Here is a 22299-nt window from a genome sequence, read left to right as displayed (position 1 = left end):
AACAGGTCTTGGAGACCTGTTAGGATAAAAATGTTTACAAAACTCCCACTTCAGGGGGCTGGAGGCTAACTTGGCTTTTCACAACCTTTACGATTGTAAAACCACCAATTTATAACTGTAGCTAAGATAGTAAAAACAATCAAACCAATAAAGAATTGATTTACAGTTCCGTTTATAGTAATGTTATTTCCAATTAATTTAGAAAATATAAATGGTCCAAATGCTGCAATGGCTGCTGTCCAACCAATAACTCCAGCAGCTTGACGCTGATCTTCTGAAAAGATAATTGGAAATTGTCTAAAGGTACCTGCATTTCCAATCCCTGTAAAGAAGAACATTGCCAAAATGACTCCCACAAATAGTGGAAATTGATCCATACTTGTAGGCGCAACCAATCCTTGAGTTACTAAAAGTATAGCACCTGTTAAAATTCCTAATCCTGTAATTGTGGTTAAAATGGCTCCTCCTACTTTATCGGCTACAAAACCAAAAGCAATTCTACTGGCAGAACCAATCAGCGGGCCGTAAAAAGCATATACTAATGGATCTGGTGCATCTGGAAAATCGCCGTATAAAAATTTAATCATCAAAGGAAAAGCTGCTGACAAACCGGCAAAGGTTCCAAAAGTCATTACATAAGTAATGGTACAATACCAAGTGTGTTTGTTCTTAAAAATATCCATTTGTTCTTTTACAGAAGAATGCATTGGAATACTTTTTAAATAAAACCAGCTGATTACCGACAAAATCAAAAGAAAAGGAATGTACCAAAATGCCGCCGATTGAATGTATACTTCTTTGTTTTTTACCGCTTCATTATCTGGACTTAATTTATTTAATATTTTTTCAGCCAATTTTGGATTGGCATTGGCTATGGCTTTTGATTTTGCTTTTAAAGGTAGCGCTGCAAAAATAACTGCATTATCTGTCGAATGAGTTGCCGCTGTAACTGAATCCATTACAGGTTTCTTTACAGTAGATAATATTTTTGTTTGCACTTCGGCATCCAAGGCACCAAAAACTTCAGATTGTTTTTCAATAGTAGTATTTTTAAAAACGGTAAGCGTTTCTTTTGGATCAATACTAGTAAATACAGAGGCTGCTCCGTAAATGCTTACACTCAAAATAAGTGGTGTTACAAACTGAGCTAATGAAACTCCAAAATTCCCAATCCCAGCTTGAATTCCCAATGCTGTACCTTTGAGTCTTTTTGGAAAAAACAAACTGGTACTTGGCATATAGGATGAAAAATCACCTCCTCCAAAACCACAAGTAAAAGCCAGAACTGCAAATATCCAAAAAGGAGTATTGGTATCCATTACTGCAAAACCAATTCCGATTACTGGAATTAATTTTATTAAAGTAGCCCAAGCTACAACGTGTCGAGTCCCAAAAATTGGTAAAATAAACGTATGAATAATTCTTAAAAAACCAGCAGCTAAACCAGGTATAGCCACCAACCAAAAAAGTTCATCTTTGGAAAACGAAAATCCAAGTCCGGGAAGTTTTACTGCAATTACACTCATCATAAACCATGAGGCAAATGACAATATTAAAGATAAAGTGGTAATAGTTAATGTTTTCCATGCGATTTTACTTCCTGTATTTTCCCAGAATTCTTCATTTTCGGGTTCCCATTTGTCTAGCCAAGTTTTCATATTATGTGTATTTAATTTGTATTTGATATTGTTTTTTATATTGACATTGAAATTGACATTGATATTGACATTTCTTAATGATTATGCTCAATTTCCTTTGTAAAACTCGGAGATTTTACACGAAGAATTTTAATAATCGTGCGGTGCATCCAGAGTAAACAAAGTACTGAGATTACAAATATAAAGATCCAAGAACTAGTCCAAAGTCCTGTTGAGTTCAGTAGATACCCAAAGATAATTGGCCCAACGAAACCTCCTAAACCTCCTATCAAACCTACCATTCCTCCTACTACACCTACTTCATTAGGAAAATATTCTGGAATGTGTTTGAAAACCGCAGCCTTCCCAATTCCCCAAGAAATACCAATAAGAATGACTAACACCAAATACACCCACATATTGGCCTCAAACTTGATTTGAGTAATTCCTTTGGCCAAAAGTTCTTTCTTTTTTACCTCTTGGTTTTGCTGTACCACAATTTCTTGCCATGATTTTTTCACGGGAAGAATCGATTTAATTTCTTTTTCGGTCACAACTTTTGTATTTACACTTTGGGCTTTGCCGTCTATTTTAATTTCAGAAGCAGCAATTTCGGTTATTACGCCTGTTTTTGCAGCCAATACTCCAGGTCCAGCAGTGAAAATCTCCATTTTTGGAAACATCAACAAAAAGCTGATTACTATGGAAGATCCCAAAACCCAATACATTACTTTTCGAGCACCAAATTTATCCGACAAATAACCTCCAAAAGCTCTAATTACTCCCGATGGCAAACTAAACATGGTAGCAAACATTCCTCCCATTACGAGTGTTGTTTGGTATACATTCATAAAATTGGGCAACAACCATTGAGAATAGGCAACAAAGCAACCAAATACTAGGAAATAGTAAGCTCCAAATCGCCAAACTCGAACGGATTTTAATGGTTTCAATAATGTTTTTATGTCTTTTGAATCTCCTAACGGTTTTTTATTTTTAGCAAATACTATAAAAAGAATTCCCATCAATACCAAAACAATTGCATAGGAAACGGGTAGCATTTTCCATCCGTTTTCAGGATCATTTTGGGAGAAATTATTCAATAAAGTAGGAGCAATAAATGTTGTTAGCGCAGCACCTGCATTTCCCATCCCGAAGATTCCTAAAGCTCTTCCTTGCCAATTTTGGGGATACCAAACTGAAGTGTACCCTATACCAACCGCAAAACTGGTTCCTATCAGTCCGAAAAGAAAACTCAATACCGCAAAACTCCAGAATGAATTGGCAAATGGCAATAAAAAAAGAGGAATAGAACATAGAAGTAATAATGCAGAAAAAATTATTTTACCTCCGAATTTATCCGTCAAAATTCCAATTGGTAGTCTAAAGATAGACCCCGATAAAATAGGAATTCCAAGTAACCATCCAACTTCAACAACACTCCAATTAAAAATTCCTTTATCGACCAAAAAAGTGACCAATACTCCATTTAATGTCCAGCAAGCAAAACAAATAGAAAAAGCTAAAGTATTTAGAAATAATATTTTGTGAGATTGGTTTAAGTTGCTCATAAATTAAATGTCATGTTGTTAATTCAATTTCTTTATAAAATAAATTCACTAATTAAAAAGACAAAAAAGTCCTTTATAATGTGTAGCAAAAATAACATCCTTATAAAAATCAAAATATGATAATTATCAGTTGTAAAAAACAATCTGAGCAAAATCATTTAAATTATGATATAAATATAAAGAAATAATCAACATCTTTAACAATTTTTTATTTTCAATTTATTGACATTAAACAATTTAAAAATAAAAAAACAAGACTGTATTAAAATAATATTAGCTTAAAATAAAACAAACATTTAAAGTTAAAAAAGCATATTTAAAAAATATTTTTATTTTTTAAATTAAATAAAAAACACAAATCAGTTTGACAATTTGAAATTTTAATAATTATTATGTTTTTTAGGTCATTAAAAAGTTAATAAGTATTTTTGACCTGTTACTAATCAACCCAAACTATGAAAAAGTATTTTTACACATTACTGTTTTTAATTTCTTTTATTAATTCCACTTTCGCACAACTAAAAAGTCCTTCGGATTTTATTCCCAACTACGGAAAACAAATCACCTATTACCATCAAGTTGAGGATTATTTCAATTATTTGGCTGGAGAATCCAAACTCATCAAGAAACAAAAATATGGGGTTACAAATGAGCAAAGAGATCTGAATTTATTTTTCATTTCGACTCCAGAAAATTTAGCCAATCTGGAACAAATTAGAAACAACAATTTGTCAGCCATAGGCATGTCCAATACCAAAACGGCAACTGTAGAAGACAAAGTCATTGTTTGGATCAGTTTTAATGTACATGGAAATGAATTTGCAGGTACCGAAAGTGCTTTGACAGTTGCTTACGAATTATTGAACCCAACCAACGAAACTACCAAAGCTTGGTTAAAAAATACTATTGTTATTCTCGATCCTTGCATTAATCCTGATGGCTATTCCAGATACGGAAATTGGTTACGTGAGATTTCGGGCAAAAAAACACATCCTGGATTGTATGACAGAGAACACATGGAAGTTTGGCCTGGTGGAAGATACAACCACTACATTTTTGATTTGAATAGAGATTGGGCTTGGCAAACACAAGTCGAGACGCAACAACGTATTGCGATGTACTACCAATGGATGCCTCAGGTTCACACAGATGTACACGAGATGAGCTATGACTCGCCTTATTTCTTCCCTCCATCGGCAGAACCTTTGCATGAATTTATTGAACCCTATCAAAAAGATTTCCACGCTACCTTGGGGAAAAATATTTCGGCCAAATTTGACAAACAAAACTGGATGTACAATACCCGCGAACGATTTGATTTGTTTTACCCAAGTTATGGCGACACTTACCCAACCTACAACGGCGCCGTTGGTATGACACTGGAACAAGGAGGAATAGGAGCTGGTAGAGAAATTACAATGGAAAACGGATCCAATTTAACGATAAAAGACCGTTTGACACATCATGCAACAGCGGTACTTACAATTGTAGAAAGTGCTTCTTCTCAAAAAGAGGCCTTAGTAAAAGGGTTTAGAGATTTCAATAACAATGCTAGAAAAAAAGTAAAAGGTACCTACAAAACCTATGTTATGAAAAGCAATCCTAAGTTGGAACAAATGGCTGTTTTGCTTAAGAAAAATAATATTGATTTTGCTTATGCTGATGCTTCTGCTAATGAATCGGGTTTTCATTATCAATCCAAAAAGAATGAAAGTTTTAAGATTGAACCCAATGATTTGATTATAAAAGTGGATCAGCCAAGAGCTGTATTAACACAAATTCTTTTTGAACCCAACCAAAAACTGAATGACAGTTTATCATACGACATCACAGCTTGGGCATTACCTCTTGCTTATGGCGTAGAAGGTTATGCAGTAAAAAACAGTTTGGATATTAAAACAAAAACGACAATTGAAGTCAAAGAAAAGAAAGTTCCGGAAACCGTTTACGCTTTTCATATTCCTTGGAATAACAGAACCTCAGCGCAAGTCATTTCACAATTACATCAAGCAGGTATCAAAGTAAGATCGGCGATGAAAAAAGCAATTTTTGGTGACATTACAATTGAACCAGGGGGATTAATTGTAAGCAAAGCCGATAATCCTAAAGCAGTTGATTTTGAAAAAACAGTAAGTGATATTATAAAAATAAAATCGGATTTTAATTTTATTTCAACTGGATATTCTACCAATTCGAAAGATTTAGGCGGAGAAAACTTCATCTTGCTTAAAGCTCCAAAAGTACTATTGTTATCCGGAAAAGGAGTAAGTTCAACCGAGTTTGGTGCTACCTGGTTTTATATGGATGAAACCATTAGTTATCCTATGAGTATTGTAGAAACGGCCAATTTTAGCAGAGTAAAATTATACAATTACAACACTTTGATTCTTGCCGATGGTTATTATAATTTATCCGATGAGCAAAAAACGCAAATAGATAATTGGATCAAAAACGGCGGGAAAGTAATTGCAATGAACGCTGCCATTTCATTATTTGAAGATAGAGAAGGTTATGCCTTAAGTCCTTTTGCCAGTTCCGAAGAAAAGGAAAAATCGGAGAAGGAAGAAAAGGAATTGGAATTGAAGAAGCGTTTCTTGGATTTTGAAGGTTCAGAACGAAGAGCGATTTCGGGATCGATTCCTGGCGCTGTCATGGAAAACAAACTAGACAAGACTTACCCAATGGCTTTTGGTCTTGGAAATAGTTATTTCAGTCTTAAAACAGGTGAGAAATGCTATCCTTTATTGAAAAAAGCGATTAATGTGGCCTACATTCCGAAAGATTATCATAGTTATGGTTTTGTTGGGAATGACATGAAGAAAAAACTAACCGAAACCGTAAGTTTTGCTGTTGACAAAAAAGGAGACGGATCGGTAATTTATATGGTAGACAATCCATTATTTAGAGGCTTTTGGGAAAACGGAATTTTACTGTTCAGCAATGCTTTGTTTTTGGTGAATTAAGACTTAAAACAAAAAAGAAAGGGAGTATGATAAATCAATTATACTCCCTTTCTTTTTTAAATAGTATGCTCTTCACGAGCGCAAGCTGGTATGTACTGAACAGGCGTGGATTACAGTTTGCTATCGTTTACGGAAATATATAATGAACTATCAGGACTTCCGTTGCAATGAGCTGCGTTGCAAACGAGGACGAGAAAATAGGAACAAACGAATGCCAGTTGGATAGTCTCCTTTCAAGTAAAATTGAAAGCTAATTTCAATTAACTGCTTTAAATTGTTTCATTTCTTGTAATGGTTCGATGAAATTATAATCTTTCCACATCTTGGGATCATAAGATTTAATAGTTGTAAATCGAAAGTCTTCTTCCTTTATTTTTTCAATTGCTGATGATGATGATTCAGAACGAGACATATTAAGGAATTCAGTTTTATTGAGAATATTGGCTTCAATTTTAAAATCAAGTGCCAAAACATCTTTTTCACTATTGGTCAATTCTATAAGCTTTAATGGCCGATTAAGATAAAAGTAATTACCGCTTTCTAATGTGGCATACTGAATATAGTAGCTATCGTCTTCGGCTCTTTTCTTGTAAATTATTGTTCCTTTACTTACATTTTCGGACACTTTAATTCCAAAAAGGAACTTCATATTAAAATTATGCACCTTTTCGCCTTCGTCTAGTACATAATCGGTTCTCAGGACGGCATAATCACTTTCAGAAATGTATAATTTACCCACATACATTGCTTTGCTTTTTCGAGGTTTAAAAGTAAGGACATAAGCAAATTCATTCTGATTAGTGTAGATAGTGCCTTCAAAAGTATAATCATATAGCTCTGGTTTTTGTATAAAATCGAATTTCTTGTTACTCAACAAATCATTTTTATACATAAAACTGTCAAGATTACTTTTCTCAGCAGTTAATTGATTTTTTACTTCTTTGTCTTTACCTGCTTTTTTATTGAACTCTTTACTAAATGAAATAGTATCTCTTGATCCTATAAGACCACTCTTTATGCGGTAATATTTAGTGGTATCGAGATGTTGTAGCATCAAGTTTTTAGCTTTTTTTTCTAAATCCTCTATGGATGCAGACTCTCCTTCATTTTTTAAGATCGTGGCTTTTAAAACATTCAATTTTGAGGTAAACACATACTTATCTGCTTTTTTTGTTTTAACCGAATAGTAATTACAAAGGATATCAGTAAATGACAACGGTGGATGCGAAATTAATTGTTTAGAAAAAGTCTGCAGGTCATTGTTGACTTTTGACAATGCTTGTTTGCTAAAACCCGTTGATTTGTTAATCTCTATATCGATTATTGAAGGATTAAAATAATTAGAGGTTCTGTAAAAGAACATTTCTTTTGACCCTTTTTCTCCCGTAGTATAATTTTGACTTAAGTTCGCTTTTACATTTGCCATGATTTCATAGGCATTCGGTTTTTTATTAGACACAACAACATCTTTCAATTCGTAAATTCCGGGTAAAAGTTTAATTGTATAATCGAGCTTTTTCAATTCCCCAACGGTCAGTTGCCTGTTAACAAAACCCAAATAGGAAACCGTAAGTAGAGTATCATCAGTACTATTTTTTTCAGAGAGTGCAAAAAATCCTTCGGCATTAGAGACTAGGTTTTCGGACTCGTTTACCTTAATATTAGCATACGGAATACTTTCTCCCGTAGTGGAATCGATGATTTTCCCCTTTGTGTTTTGAGCCATTCCAGGCAGGTAGAAAAGTAAAGTAAAAAAAGTAATAAAAAAAGTTGTTCTCATCGATATAATGTTCGTTCCTAAACAAGACTAATTGATGGCGATTTTGTTACAGAGTTTGGAAAACTTGTTGCCAAAGGCGAGTATTTAAGATAAAGTGTTAAATATAAAAAAACATAAGAGTTGATCTAAAAATACTACCGTTGTTGTGAACCGTGTTGCAAACGCTACCTTTTATCTTTCAAATAAGGAGGTACAGTACCAGCGAGAATTTTGAACTCTGAAAGGTCTTTTTTTAAAACTTTTAAATCAAATTGGATCGATAAAATAATATTCAGGTGATCTTTTAAACCTACAAAGCTTTTTTTTTCTATCCTATTTTAATGAGTAATGACTTAACATTATCAAACCTTACTCATGTGATTTGAGATAAAATTTCACTTGAAAAAAAGACTAACTTGGCATTATTCTATGTTATTTAATAAATAAATTACTACCTTTGAACTATTATATGACAGTAAAAGTTAATAATATTGCTAATTGACGCTTTAGAATAACTATTTTTAAAAACCACTTATTTACAAATGAAAATTAGAAAAATCGGACCAAACGGAGATTTACAAGACATGAACAATAAAAAAAGAAATCCTTACAAAATTATTCTTTTTACTATAATCATTCTCTCAATAGCTTTTTTTGGCTTTAAACATTTTAAAAATCATGATACTACTGTTTGTTTGGATTCGGATACCAAAGTCTATAACGAATACAAAGACGCAGTTGTACTGATAAAACATAAGTATGGTTATTTTGCAAAAATTAAGGGAAAAGAAATTCAACTTACTACCGAGGACGCCAAAGAAGAAACGGTTTTTGGAACTGGTTTTTTTGTAGATAGAGACGGAAAGATAATAACCAACAGTCATGTTTTGCAACCATGGAAATCATCAAATGAAGAAGATGAAAAAACAAATACTACTATAAGAAATATAAGAATGAAAATTGCTTCAATTCTTACTACTGATATTTCTGAAGATGAGTATGAAAGTTTTATTGAAAGAAACTGGAAAATTGCTTCAGCGTATGACGAAAATGAAGGTGAAGGTGATTATGAAGAAGGAAATGAAGAAACAAGTGAAGAGCCAGCAGGTGAAGAATTTATCAGCTCAAATGACACAGAAGTAGATACCTCGAAAGCAGCAACTGATATTGCAGCATCTATTCCAGTCAAAGAATACGTTTCGAAGGAAGATATAGAAGTATATGTAAAGACTGTAGATATTACGGTAGCACTTCATAATACTGATGACCAATGGCTTAGTTGCGAAATCGAAAAAATTTCAGAAGATACCAACATTGATTTAGGCCTTGTACAATTAACGGATCGTACAACCCCAGAAAGTGTTGTAAACATTATCAATCTTGACAATGCTGTCGAGGACGATGCCTCTTTAAATCCTGGCCAAAAAGCGATAATGATTGGCTATCCTTTGGGAATGGATTTGGCAAAAACGAATTCAGGTATTAAAGTGCAACTTTATGATGGTAAAATAAGTAAAGAATCCGACGGTAATAAAATTCAATACAGCATCACTTCTACACATGGCGCCAGTGGTGCACCGGTATTTAATGAATGTGGTCAATTGATTGCAGTAAATTTCAGCGGAGTAGATCAGGTACAGGGTATTAATTTTGGAATTGTTGCCAAGCATATTCACAATTTCTAATCGGAAGTTATCTTAAAGCTTTAAAAAAAGCCTTAGGAATTATTTAGTATTCTCCTTCATAATCAAATAAAATCACTTTTTTTAATATGAATAAAATTTTCACTATAGGTGCATTAATAGTTTTTAATGCCGTTTTTTCTCAGATTCCAACTCTTGATGTAGATAACCAGAAAAAAAATCCTGTAATCCTGCAGGAAGCAAAAATTGACACCCAGATTTTAGGAAATCTTGCCACAACAACAGCAATTTATACCTTTTACAATCCGAGCAACCGAATTTTAGAAGGTAAGCTTACCATTCCGTTGCCAGAAGGGGTAAGCATAAGCGGTTATGCTTTAGATATAAACGGAAAATTGAGAGATGCGGTTCCCGTTCCCAAAGAACGTGCTAAAGAAGTATTTGAAAGTCTTGAAAAAAGAAATATAGATCCAGGTATTATAGAAAAAGTAGCTGGAAATAATTTTAGAACAAGAATTTATCCAATTCCTGTGCAAGGCAGCAGAACTATAAAGATTACCTATCATCAGGAACTAAAAAACTTCGCTTCGGATTATCTCTATTTTTTAAGTTTTGCCAATGCAGCTAGCATTCCAAAATTTAATCTAAAAGTGTTGATTAATGAAAGTCTGACAACTCCTAAAATCACAGAAAATCCAGATGGAAGTTTTGCTTTTCAAAAGCAAGGAAATCAATGGGTTGCTGAAATTAATAAAGAGAATTTTACACCAAACGAAAGTCTTAAAATAACAATCCCAAAAACAAATCAGTCTTCAAATGTTCTGCTACAGAAAGCTTCTGGCGACAAGTTTTATTTTGCTGCCAGTGTTTCAATGGATTTTCCAGTGAAAGAAAAGCCGAAATCCAAAAAAATTGCCATTATTTGGGATAATTCTTTCAGCGGATCAAAAAGAAATCTTGAAAAGGAACTTGACTTTCTTAACGCCTATTTTTTCAGTAACAAAGATATTTCTGTAACTTTTGTTCTTTTAAATAATATTCTAGAGAAAGCAGAAGAATTTACTGTTTCTGGAGGAAACTGGAGTGTATTAAAAAATAGAGTTATCAACTTAAAATACGATGGGGGAACTGACTTTGGCACATTGAAAGAAATTCCAGGAATAGAAGAATATCTTTTATTTTCTGACGGAATTTCTAGTTTTGGTGATTTAACATTGAAATTTAAAAACCCACTAAACAGTATTGTAAGTACGCCTACTTCCGATTTTAACCTACTTAAACTTTTGGCATCCCAATCTGGAGGGAATTTTATCAATCTTAATGAATTAGACACTCCATCTGCACTAAAAGCATATAACAAACTACCTGTTAAATTTTTAGGCTTTAAAGAGAATACTACTGTTCAGGAGCTGTTTCCAAATGTGGGTACTGTTGTAAATGAGCCAGTGAATATATTTGGAATTTCGTCTCCAAATCTGGGTAAACTTACCGCTATCTTTTCTGTAGGGGATAAAAAATATGAAGTACCTGTAGATTTTAATACCGCTGTGCAAGTAGACAAATGGCCCATTGCACAATTTTGGGCACAAAGAAAAATTAATGATCTTGAACTTAATTCAACTCAAAACCGCGATGAAATCAAAAACTTGAGCGAACAGTTTGGTGTGGTAAGTAAAAACACCAGCCTTATTGTATTGGATGACATCAATGATTATGTGCGTTACGGAATCAAACCTCCACAGGAATTACTATCAGAATACAATAAAATCGTTTCTCAAAATAAAAGGGAAATTTTAGAAAAAAGAAAAAATCTGCTATCCAAATCTTTTGATATAACCCGTGAACTCGTAACGTGGTGGAATTCTGAGTTTAAACCTAAGGAGAAAAAAGAATACCCTACAGTATCTAATCAGTCGGTTAGAGAAAATCATTTAGAAGAGTCTGCTGTTTACAGTAGTCAGAAAGTAAGCGCAGAAAGTGTTACCGTAGATGCCGAAGTTGTATCTATGAAACCGAAAGGCAAAATAACTTTGGTTGATGTAGAAAGCAACGAAGAGTATATGAGAGATTTTCAGGCGCTACAGTCACCTGAATTGATTTACCTGAAATATCTTGAAAATCGTCCAAAATACGAAAAGCAGGTGACTTATTATTTTGATGTCTCAAAATTGCTTTTCAAAAAAGGAGACAAAGTACTCTCTTTAAAAGTTTTAAGCACATTAGCAGAGCTTGATCTGGAAAATGAAGAATTATACAAAACGATATATTATTTACTAAAACAGAGAGGTAATTTTGAAAAAGAATTGTGGATTACGCAAAAAATTCTAGAATGGAGACCGTTCGACCCTCAAAGTCACAGAGATTATGCATTGGCTTTGATAGATAATAAAAAACCTCAAGAAGCTCTTAATGTTTACAAATCGATGCTTTATCAGGAATACACAGACGAGATTTCAGTGAGAGACAATGGCATTGAAGAAATCTTGATTATGGAAATCAATAATATTCTAAGCCAAAACAAAAATGTAGATGCGAGCAAAATAGATGATCGTTTGAAAGCAAATCTTCCGATAGACATCCGTGTTGTAATCAACTGGAATAAAGACAATACCGATATAGACCTTTGGATTACAGATCCGAGAGGCGAAGACTGTTCCTACTCTCATCAATCTACGGAAATTGGTGGCCGACTAAGTAACGATTTTACTCAAGGTTTTGGTCCTGAACAGTTCTTACTAAAAAAAGCCATCAAAGGAAAATATAAAATTAAAACCAATTTTTTCGGTGAGAGACAGAATATTCTTTCTGGACCTACAACAGTAATGGCCGAAGTATATCTGTACTATTCTGATGGAAGACAAGAACGCAAAATTGCTGTTTTCCAAAGTCAGAAAGAAAATAAGCTTGAAAATGACAGCAAAATTCTCATAGGAGAATTTGAATTTTAGAAAAGATTATACAAAATACCGAAGAATTACTCTTCGGTATTTTTGTTTAATCTTTCTTGAACTTAAGCAATTGATACCGAAATTATTGATAATTTTTCTCCCTTTCTATTTCGTCCTTTATTCTTTTGTTGACATCCACTTTTGCACCACGCAATACATAAATCGAAATTTCTGGTTCTCTGGCAAATTTATTGATTCTTTTGCCTGCCAAATAAACGGTATCAAATAACGGAATCTCGGTTTTTCTTTCTTTGTCTTCGTCATCATCCTCTTTTACCAAAATGACATCTTTGATTTTTTTATCTAATGGAAGCCAATTGATATAGTCGGCATTAAAGGAATGAGCAACCACATCTTTATTAGTTGTATAATAATTGATAGCCCCCGCCTGTCCGTAATTATCGCAAAGAATTAAGGTATGCTCCAAATCAGGAAGTGTTCCTGCCACAGAATCTACTTTCATGGCCAATTCTTTCCAGCCTAGCATATCGGCGAAATCTTGTGGCAATAAATGGTCTTTACCATCTTCCCAATGAAGTAAGCCAAATTTTTGATACGGTTTGGCATGATTTACTATGTATTCCGGGCTTTTGTTTGGGAAGAAAGCGTTGTACATCTGGATAAAAAACAAAATGGGCATTATAATTAAAACGGGTTGCAAATACCGCTTCCAACCTTCTTTTAATTGATTGGCCAGATAAACGGAGCCAAACGAAATGTAAATAGGATAAAGCCCAATTGCGTAATAATCTTTGGCTTTGAAATACATAAAAACTGCAAGTGTAAAGATAATGCTCCAAAAGAACAGTCTGTATTTTTGAAACGGCTTGTACAATAACAAAGCCAACCATCCCGATACAATCACAAAAAATGAACCAATAAAAAAGAGCAATTGTGATTTTAAAAAATCCAATCGATCCACATAAACCAATTGTGTATCCGCCAATTCTTTTAAATGATGAATCACTGGGAAGTTGTTGTTATATTGCCATAAAAGGTTGGGCGTAATTATCAACAAACCTAAAATAAGAGCAAAATACAATTTGGGCTGACCAAAGATTTTGCGCTGTTCGGTCACTATAAGAGCAGGAATCAATCCAATAATTAGAAAACCAATGTTGTACTTATTCAGAAAACCAAAGGCAAATAAAATTGCTCCAATGAAAAGCCACTTGGTGTTTTCGCTATTGATGTATTTGATTAGTATAAAATAAAAAGTGGTCCAACACAATACATCAAAAGAGTTGGGTTGGTACAAAGTGTTCAGTCTTAAAAGTGCCGAGAAGAACACACAGGTTGCTCCCAAAACTAGTGCAAACAAATTGCCTTTTAATTCTTCAATAGCTTTCCATACCACGACAATAGTCAAGGCCCCAAACAAGGCAGGAAAAAATTTAACCCAAAAAACCGAATTCCCCAAAAGATAAATAAGATAAGAAATCCAAGAGGTAAAAGGCGGAACCGATAAATATCCCCAAGCCAAATGATGGGCTTGGTCAAGGTGCAAATACTCATCACGCTGTAAATCGTAATCGGAGCTTATTAAAGAATATTGCAAAATGAATTTTAATATAATGAAGCTGAGTAATAATAAAGTTTTTTTGGTCATTTGCGATTGTCAGTTATGATGATTGATGTTGTTAATTCAAATGTAAATATAAAGCTACCCGCGGTTAAAACAGTAGGCTACAGAAAAATATCTGAAAAACTATTAATTGATAAAAAAATAGCTCACTTTCTACCAAACATCTTGTGAACTGCGTGAGTGATAGAAGCTAGCTACCGAAGTAGCGCGGATAGCACGACCGCCGATAGGAAAAAGGGCAATGACGACAATGAAACTAGCCCTTTTTTCTAGCGGGGGTCACGCCCAAATGAAGTTTTTAAAAGTAAATACTTCCTTTTTATCCCCCAATCTTAATCATGCTTCTGTTTTTAGAAAAAAGCAGTGGGTTTTGAAATTTGGCATCATCATCCATTCCGCCTCGCATGGCATGTTTGGATTTTATGTTTTGAAAAATTAGCGGTTCTATGGATTCTCCTGCTCTTAAAGTATCAAGCAAGGAGGTTTCGGAATTGGAGAACAAACAGTTTTTTAATTTCCCATCGGCAGTTAAACGGATGCGGTTGCAAGTACTACAAAACGGATTGGTCACCGAACTGATAACGGAAAAACTGCCTTTATAGCCTTGAATTTTATGGTTTTTGGAAGTGTCGTTGGGTTTGTCTTGAGTGCGTTCTACCTTTTGTTCGGTATAAAAAACATTGGCTTGCGAAAGGATTTCGGCATAACTTACCAACTTTTCTTTGTTCCATTGATTGCCATCAAAAGGCATGAACTCAATAAACCGAATTTGGATGTTTCGGTCTTTGGTCATTTCAATAAAATCGATAATTTCGTTATCATTAAATCCTTTGATAACCACTACATTTAGTTTTACTTGAAACCCATTCAACTCCAGCAAATCGAGATTTTCAATTACTTTTTCAAAATAATTGCGACGCGTAATTTGGTTGAATTTGTCTTTTTTTAGACTGTCAATACTCACGTTCAAAGTCGTGACTCCTGCTACTTTGAAGGTATCAATGAATTCGTGAACTAGAATTCCGTTGGTGGTCAAAGTTAATTCGACTCCCAATTTTCCTAATTGTTCGATAATGGTTTTAGCATCTTTTCGCACCAAAGGTTCGCCACCGGTCAATCGGATTTTGGTTACACCATTTTTTACGAATGTTTTAGCAATGGTAACAATCTCTTCTGCAGTCATCAGATGTGCTCTTGGTGTAAGCGCAATCCCTTCGGCTGGCATACAATAAGTACATCTCAAATTACAATGTTCTGTAATCGAAATGCGGAGGTAATTATGAGCTCTGCCGTGGTTGTCCTGCATTGGATTGCTGTTATTTTCCATGGTTGAAACCATTTAATATTTTGAATAAATGCAATATGGAAGGAAATACCGCATCCATAGATTCGCTGGCTCCAGCTGTAGAGCCGGGCAAGGCCATAATCAGTGTATTTCCTTTGAATCCCACCACGCTTCTGGACAACATCGCGTAAGGCGTTCTGTCCTGTCCGTACGAGCGAATGGCTTCCTCTATTCCAGGAATACGTCGGTCGAGCATTGGAATAATGGCTTCGGGAGTGACATCACGGTTGGACAAACCTGTTCCGCCTGTGAGAATAACCAAGTCTTTGTTGGCCGAACACAGTTTGTTTATGGTTTCCTGAATATCGAGAACCTCATCGGGAATGACCGAATAGCTTGAAACCCTCAATCCCAAATTCTTGATTTTGTCCGAGATTACCTTTCCTGCTCGGTCTTCTTTTTTTCCGCTGGAAACACTGTCAGAACAAACGATTACCGCTACCGATAAATCCAAATTTTCCTTGACTCCATAATCGGATTTTCCACCTTTTTTGTGCAGTAGTTTTATGGTCGAAATTTCGACTTGTTTGTCGATGGGTTTTAGCATATCGTACATTGTCAAGGCTACAATTGATGCGCCGTGCATGGCTTCGACCTCAACGCCTGTGCGGTAAATGGCTTTGACCGTTACCTTTATCAATACGGAATCTTCCAGCAGTTCATATTCAATTCCTGTGAATTCAATCGGCATGGGATGACAATCCGGAATGGAGTTCGAAGTGTTTTTTACGGCAAACAACCCTGCTGTTCTCGATACTTCAAGCACATTACCCTTGGGAACAGTGTTGTTTATAATAGCTTGCATCGTTGCCGGCGAACCAACTTTTACAATAGCTTGAGCCGTAGCGGTGCGTTGTGTTATGATTTTATGGGTGATATCTACCATTATACTTTATTAATTATTTTTTTAATCTTTTGATGTCCGCTTCAATTTCTTTTAAACTCTGTTCTTTTTCAATTGACATTTGTGTTACCTTATATTTTTCAAATTCAACATTTGATTTTTCAACAGCCATATCGTGGCTTATTTTTCCTGCATGTTTCAAAAGTTCTCTCCCATTGAGTTGCAAAATGCTGTCCAAACGTTCTGTCCAATCTTTCATGTACATTGGCATTTGCTGTTGTGCCATAGTTTCCGAAAATGCTAAATATTGCTCTACTAATAAACCCAGCAACTTTATTTCATTTTCGTCAAGATAATTTTTAGCTACGCTTACATCCGTTTTTTTAATTTTATTACTGTCTTTTTTATCTAATGATTGCATTCCTAAAAGAGGCAAATCAGCATCAACTCGTCTGTAAACCAACTCAGCTGCTGTGTTTTGGGATATCGCCCAAAGCAACTTGTTTTGCACTATCTTAAAGAACTCAATAGTCTTTTCATCTTTTGGATTATAATCAATGCTTGTTGTATAAATATCTTTTATCTTTTGATAGAAAAAACGTTCCGATAATCGTATTTCTCTAATACGTTCTTGTAATTCGGTAAAATAATTCATCGAATTACCTGTTTTGAAACGATCATCATTTAAAGCGAAACCTTTTACAATGTATTCTCTCAACCGTTGTGTTGCCCAAATACGAAATTGCGTCCCTTGTTGTGATTTTACCCTATATCCTACAGAAATAATAACATCTAAGTTATAGAAATTGGTAGGTTTTGTAGAAAAATCGGAAATTCCGATTTTTCTAATACTAGTCATTTCATCCAACTCTTTTTCAGCATAAATATTTATAATATGCTCATTTATTGTTGACTTTGCTTTACAAAAAAGCAGTCCCATTTGTTCTTGCGTCAACCAAACAGTTTCTTCTTCAAGTCGAACATCAATTTTAATGCTACCTTCTTGGTTTTGGTAGATTAGTATTTCACCGTTACTCATAAGCTTACTATCTATTTATGTGTTCTTTTTCCAAGTATAACTTTCGTCTTCAAAAATTTCTTTTCCGAAAATGGCTGTTTTTTCTTTTATTTCCTCCACCAAAAACTCCAAAGCTTCGTACACCACTTTTCGCCTAGGTGCCGAAACAAAAACGAACAAACATATTTCACCTGCTTTTACTTTTCCCAAACTGTGGTAAATGTGTAAACATGACAACTCATATTTGGCGAAAGCCGATTCCCGGATTTCGTAGAATGTTTGTTCCGCCATTTTTTCGTAGGCGGTGTATTCAATTGCTGTGACTGTTTTTCCTTCAATCACATCGGCCCGAACTTGTCCCAAAAAAATATTGTGGGCGCCAATCGTAGTTTTGCTTTGGTGTTTGGCAATCGAATTCCCAATGAATTCGGATGTTATTTGTCCTTGAATGAAGGAACTCTTTTTTGGTTTATCTAGTGACATACTTATTGTTTTTTTGCCACAGATTACAAGGATTATAGTGATTTTCTATGATTTCATTTTTATAAATCCGTGCCTATCTGTTTCATCTGTGTAATCCGTGATTATTTTTTTTTTTTTAATATTGTCATTGCTATTGAAATTGAACTTGATTTATCCCTTTTCCTAAATGAAAAACCCCGACAAACCCTGATTTTATCAAATAATTCATAGCGACTAAACTGCGTTGCCCCGTTTGGCAAAACAAAACGATTTCTTGGTTTTTATTCAATTTCTTGCTGTATTCTTCTAATTCTTTCAAAGGAATCTGAATAACATTTTTTCCTTTAAACTCAGGCATTTCATCGGATTCCCGAACATCAATAACAACAATTTCTAACTGTTTGCATTTTTCTAAAAAAGCTTCTGGAGTTAAATCTTCATTTGTTCTTTTGCTGTTCAAAAGCAAAGTTCCGTTTATGAATCCTTTTTCAATTGCTTTTGGATTTTTGACAAAATCAATAATTTGAGTTTGGAAATTCAAAGCATCATAAATCAATAATTTGCCCGATAATACCTTACCGATTTCCAATATTATCTTAAGTACTTCAGTAGCTTGAAATGCACCTAAGGTATTGGGCAAAACACCCAAAACTCCAGATTCGGCACAATTGGGAACGGCATTCAATCCTTCCTGTTCCGGAAACAAACAACGGTAACTCGGACCATTTTTATAATTGAATACCGAAACCTGACCTTCAAATTTATGAATCGAGGCATACACTACCGGAATCCTTTTGGCGACAGCCACATCATTAATCAAATACCGAACGGCAATCGTATCGGTGCAATCCACAATAATTTGGTATTCCTTTATAATTCGAACTGCGTTTGCAGTAGTAAAAAACTCTGAGAAAGTGATCACGTTAATTTCGGGATTTAGTTCCAAAATTGCTTTCTTGGCGGTCTCAGCTTTGCTCTTTCCGCAATCTTTTATGGTGTACAGTAATTGTCGGTGCAAATTAGTTTCTTCTACCACGTCACCATCCACAATTCCGATGTTTCCGACTCCCGCCGAAGCCAAATTTTGCAAAACAGGACAACCCAAACCGCCCGCACCAATAACCAAAACGCTAGCATCTTGCAATTTTTTCTGGCCTGTTTCTCCTATTTCTGGAAGAATCATTTGTCTGGAATACCTCATAGTGTTTAAACGTTTAAAAGTTTAAAAGTTTAAAGTTAAACGGGTTTAAACCATTAAACTCTATACTTTAAACAAATTTCAGCCACCAGCAAAAGGTGGCAGAAAAGCAACTACATCATTGTCTTTTATTACAGTTTTCAAATCGCTCATTGTTTGGTTGACCGCAATGTTATAAGTTGCGTTTTGCATGTTTTGGTAACTGTTTTCAATTTTTGCTTTTAATGCCGAAACTGAAATAGTCTCTTCTTCGAAAGCGAATTGCTCCTCTTTCAACTTTGTTATATCCGCGAGTAAACCAAAATATTTTAGGGTAATATTCATTTGATTAAATTTTGATATTCTTCTGGTGTGTTTATATTTTGAATCTGGTTGTTCCATTTTTCTGGAATATCAAGAGTTTGGTGTTTGACATCTTCAATCACTTTTCGCAATTTTAATTGGTTTCCAGCCATGTGTTCACCGAATACAATTCTCATCGAACGGTCGTAAACCCCAATCAGCGGGCTTGTTTTATCGCCACTTTTGGTTTGCGTAACCATGTATGTTTCGTCGTGGTTTTTTAGTAGCCATTGCAACAATTCAGTAGAAACTAGTGGCACATCAACACTCAATACCAGATTGACTTTGGTTTTGGATGCAAGTAGTGCGGTATACAATCCACCAACTGGACCTTTATTTTCAATTATATCTTCTACTCTAGTATATCCTAAAGCATCATATTCCTTATTTGTGGAAACGATTAAAATATTCGAACCTACAATGGGTTGCAAAGCGTCACAAATATGTTTGATGAATACTTTTCCATTGAAATCCAACAAACCTTTATCAGTCTCCATTCTTTGGCTTTTCCCGCCTGCCAATATAATTGCTGTTATTTTATTTTCCATAATTTTCTTTTATGCTAATTATGCAGTTGCATATAATTTAAAAATAGCAATCCCAATGACTACTGATAATACGATTCGTAACCCTTTCGAATTGAATTTGACACTTCCATAATAGGCACCCAATAATCCTCCTATAAAAACTAAGCCAATCAACAACCCCGAAGATGCAGGCAAGCTTCCGCCTTGTGACACAAAACCAAAAAGACCTGATATGGAATTGACCAATATGAACAATGCCGAAACAGCGGCCGTTTGTTTCATAGTAGCCCAGCCCATGAGTAACAAAACGGGACTCAAAACAATTCCCCCACCAATACCTAACAAACCGGATAAAAATCCAATTAATGCTCCAAAAGCCAATGCCATTGGAATATTTATAGTTTTTAAATTTTCTTTCTCTTTACCAAAAATCCCTAACAATCGCAAAACGGCAAAGACCAAAACCGTAGCCAAAATTATTTTATAATAAAAAGCATCAATTTTTAAATAACCTCCAATAAATGAAGCGGGAATTGAGGTTAGAGCAAAAGGATAAAAGAGATTCCATTTAAAGTTTTTTTCTCTGTAATAAAAATAAAAGGAAAGACCCGAAACCAAGATATTCAATACCAAAGCTGTCGGTTTCATAAATGTCATCGGAAAAGCAAAAGCACTCATCAAAGCAAGATAACCGCTAGCGCCACCATGACCTACACTAGCATATAAAAAGGCTACAATTGGAAACAGTAATAATAATAAAGGCATGTCTAATAAATGTTCCACGCTCATAAAGAATGTTTTTTAAGTTCTAAATCCAAAAAATTCCAACAGGCAACATTAATAGCTTCAAAAGATTCAATTAGTGATTTGCCATAAGGAGTCAAAACTGTTCCCCCACCTTTATTACCACCCACTTGAGTTGCAATCAAAGGCTCTTTGGAAGCTTTATTGGAAGCATCAATCAATTTCCATGCTTTTTGATACGAAATATTCATTTCCTTTGCCGCTTTATTGAGTGAACCAGTGGACTCAATCAGCTTTAATAACTGAATTCGTCCCTCACTAATGAGAATTCCCTCATCGGTTTCAATCCAAATTTTACTCTTTATTTTCAAAGCAGACTATTTCGTTATACTTTTACAAATATAACGAAATGATAATTCCCTTAAAATAAAAAAACAGCTCAATCTCTTTTTTTTTGTTATAAAAAAATAATAGTATACTTACTTCAAGAAATTTGATGCTTTATTAGTTGAAATGATGATTATAGTGATATTATAAAAAAAATGCATTAATAGCTCTAAAAGCGATTAGTCAAGAATAAAAATTCTCATTAAAATCTGCGACCCGAGCGACAGCGAATTGGCGAAGCAACATGAGGTAAAATAACTGATGCATTTGTGAAGATATTTACTCCAAAAAATACTTTTAAAAAAATAAAATAATTATATTCGCTCTTCCTTTTTAATTCTAATCAACTCTAAATAAGCATGAAACAAGCCACCACTATAGACGAAGTCATTCAATTTTTGGATGAAATAATTAAAATATCAAAACTAGAACAAAGCGCTATAGGCTTGTTTACTACTCTTTACCGTGAAGTTACAATACAAATAAAACACGGCATTGGCAATGGTTCTTTTCAAAATGGGGAGCGAATGGAAAAACTGGATGTTATTTTTGCAAATCGGTATTTGAAGGCGTATTACCAATACAAAGCCAAAGAAAAACCTTCTGAATGTTGGGAATTCTCGTTTCAACAAGCCGAAGACTTTTGGCCAATAGTTGTTCAGCATTTATTACTCGGTATCAATGCGCATGTAAATCTGGATTTAGGAATAGCTTCAGCACAAGTCAGTACAGTAGAAGATATTGAAAGCTTAAAATCCGATTTTGACCAAATAAATACAATTCTGAGCAATCTGGTAGAAAGCGTCGAAAAATGCTTAATCAAAATTTGGCCAACATTGACCATTATACTCAAATTATCTGGAAAAATAGACAACTTCTTTATTGATTTCAGTATGAAAACAGCCAGAGATGGTGCTTGGAAATTTGCCAATGAATTTGTTGTACTACCTGAAAATCAAAGAGAAAACTGCATAAAGGAAAGAGATGTAAAAATCACTAAAATCGCTCGATTAATTTCAAACCCAGGTTTTTTGGTTAGCAGTGTTTTTAAATTCATTCGAATATTTGAAAAGGGAACTGTTGCTCAAAAAATAATCGATTTGCAGTTAATTGATGAAAAAAAAGTGGAGTGTGTTGTAGTTTAATTACTAAAAATAGTACCCCGAAAATTACAATATGGGTGTGACACACCTCCCTTTTTGCTTACACCATAGCCAACGGTTTCAACCGTTGGAGACAATATAGAAAATCTAATATCGAAAAACAATCTTGATTATGTTACCCACGGTTGAAACCGTGGGCTATAGTTAAAACGTATACAAAACT

At 34.4% G+C, this 22299-nt stretch carries 17 protein-coding genes; 4 read left to right on the top strand and 13 right to left on the bottom strand.

The window, feature by feature from the left end; all coding sequences use genetic code 11:
• Positions 1-65 precede the first annotated feature (65 nt).
• Together AC8GF4_RS03260 and AC8GF4_RS03255 are read right to left on the bottom strand one after the other, a co-directional pair.
• Positions 66-1658 carry a magnesium transporter MgtE N-terminal domain-containing protein gene (locus AC8GF4_RS03260; protein ID WP_506592687.1) on the bottom strand — a complete coding sequence of 531 codons (1593 nt, stop codon included), beginning with the start codon at positions 1656-1658 and terminating at the stop codon, positions 66-68.
• A 74-nt stretch (positions 1659-1732) separates the two neighbouring features.
• The gene (locus AC8GF4_RS03255; protein WP_506592686.1) at positions 1733-3208 is read right to left on the bottom strand and encodes an MFS transporter; all 1476 of its coding nucleotides are present in this window, start codon (positions 3206-3208) and stop codon (positions 1733-1735) included.
• A 455-nt stretch (positions 3209-3663) separates the two neighbouring features.
• On the opposite strand from AC8GF4_RS03255, the gene AC8GF4_RS03250 reads away from it, so the two are divergent.
• Positions 3664-6171 (top strand): M14 family zinc carboxypeptidase, encoded by a 2508-nt coding sequence (locus AC8GF4_RS03250; protein WP_506592685.1) that lies wholly within the window; start codon positions 3664-3666, stop codon positions 6169-6171.
• Between the two features lie 256 nt (positions 6172-6427).
• On the opposite strand, the gene AC8GF4_RS03245 is transcribed toward AC8GF4_RS03250, so the two are convergent.
• Positions 6428-7951, bottom strand: a complete 1524-nt coding sequence (locus tag AC8GF4_RS03245; protein WP_506592684.1) for a carboxypeptidase-like regulatory domain-containing protein — start codon at positions 7949-7951, stop codon at positions 6428-6430.
• 521 nt (positions 7952-8472) lie between these two features.
• Between AC8GF4_RS03245 and AC8GF4_RS03240 the strand changes: the two genes are divergently transcribed.
• Together AC8GF4_RS03240 and AC8GF4_RS03235 are read left to right on the top strand one after the other, a co-directional pair.
• A complete protein-coding gene (locus tag AC8GF4_RS03240) occupies positions 8473-9615 on the top strand; it encodes a S1 family peptidase (protein WP_506592683.1) in 1143 nt (380 codons plus the stop codon).
• Positions 9616-9701: 86 nt separating this feature from the next.
• Positions 9702-12521, top strand: coding sequence for a DUF2135 domain-containing protein (locus tag AC8GF4_RS03235; protein ID WP_506592682.1), 2820 nt, complete (start codon positions 9702-9704; stop codon positions 12519-12521).
• Between the two features lie 82 nt (positions 12522-12603).
• Here the strand turns inward: AC8GF4_RS03235 and AC8GF4_RS03230 are convergent, their stop codons facing one another.
• The 10 genes from AC8GF4_RS03230 to AC8GF4_RS03185 form a co-directional block, all read right to left on the bottom strand.
• Entirely contained in the window at positions 12604-14130 is a 1527-nt protein-coding gene (locus tag AC8GF4_RS03230; RefSeq protein ID WP_506592681.1) for an ArnT family glycosyltransferase, read from the bottom strand.
• Between the two features lie 295 nt (positions 14131-14425).
• Positions 14426-15433: a GTP 3',8-cyclase MoaA gene (moaA, locus tag AC8GF4_RS03225; RefSeq protein WP_506592680.1), complete on the bottom strand. Its 1008-nt coding sequence runs from the start codon at positions 15431-15433 to the stop codon at positions 14426-14428.
• Positions 15423-16337 (bottom strand): bifunctional molybdenum cofactor biosynthesis protein MoaC/MoaB, encoded by a 915-nt coding sequence (gene moaCB / locus AC8GF4_RS03220; protein WP_506592679.1) that lies wholly within the window; start codon positions 16335-16337, stop codon positions 15423-15425. The genes moaA and moaCB overlap by 11 nt, the downstream gene beginning before the upstream one ends.
• Before the next feature lie 13 nt (positions 16338-16350).
• On the bottom strand, positions 16351-17334 hold the full coding sequence (gene rhuM / locus AC8GF4_RS03215; protein ID WP_506592678.1) for a RhuM family protein: 984 nt from the start codon (positions 17332-17334) through the stop codon (positions 16351-16353).
• Positions 17335-17349: 15 nt separating this feature from the next.
• The gene (locus tag AC8GF4_RS03210; RefSeq protein ID WP_506592677.1) at positions 17350-17796 is read right to left on the bottom strand and encodes a molybdenum cofactor biosynthesis protein MoaE; all 447 of its coding nucleotides are present in this window, start codon (positions 17794-17796) and stop codon (positions 17350-17352) included.
• Between the two features lie 130 nt (positions 17797-17926).
• Positions 17927-18976 (bottom strand): ThiF family adenylyltransferase, encoded by a 1050-nt coding sequence (locus tag AC8GF4_RS03205; protein WP_506592676.1) that lies wholly within the window; start codon positions 18974-18976, stop codon positions 17927-17929.
• 78 nt (positions 18977-19054) lie between these two features.
• A complete protein-coding gene (locus AC8GF4_RS03200; protein WP_506592675.1) occupies positions 19055-19297 on the bottom strand; it encodes a MoaD/ThiS family protein in 243 nt (80 codons plus the stop codon).
• Positions 19294-19863 carry a molybdenum cofactor guanylyltransferase gene (gene mobA / locus AC8GF4_RS03195; protein WP_506592674.1) on the bottom strand — a complete coding sequence of 190 codons (570 nt, stop codon included), beginning with the start codon at positions 19861-19863 and terminating at the stop codon, positions 19294-19296. Before mobA ends, AC8GF4_RS03200 begins: the two co-directional genes overlap by 4 nt.
• Before the next feature lie 18 nt (positions 19864-19881).
• The gene (locus AC8GF4_RS03190; protein WP_506592673.1) at positions 19882-20631 is read right to left on the bottom strand and encodes a sulfite exporter TauE/SafE family protein; all 750 of its coding nucleotides are present in this window, start codon (positions 20629-20631) and stop codon (positions 19882-19884) included.
• Positions 20628-20957 (bottom strand): winged helix-turn-helix domain-containing protein, encoded by a 330-nt coding sequence (locus tag AC8GF4_RS03185; RefSeq protein WP_506592672.1) that lies wholly within the window; start codon positions 20955-20957, stop codon positions 20628-20630. The genes AC8GF4_RS03190 and AC8GF4_RS03185 overlap by 4 nt, the downstream gene beginning before the upstream one ends.
• Before the next feature lie 375 nt (positions 20958-21332).
• Between AC8GF4_RS03185 and AC8GF4_RS03180 the strand changes: the two genes are divergently transcribed.
• The gene (locus AC8GF4_RS03180) at positions 21333-22118 is read left to right on the top strand and encodes a DUF5995 family protein (protein WP_506592671.1); all 786 of its coding nucleotides are present in this window, start codon (positions 21333-21335) and stop codon (positions 22116-22118) included.
• The last annotated feature ends 181 nt before the right edge of the window (positions 22119-22299 follow it).

The organism is Flavobacterium rarum (SeqCode), assembly GCF_965234445.1.
In the GTDB taxonomy this organism is placed as follows: Bacteria; Bacteroidota; Bacteroidia; order Flavobacteriales; family Flavobacteriaceae; genus Flavobacterium; species Flavobacterium rarum.
This window is presented reverse-complemented; position numbering and strand designations above follow the sequence as displayed.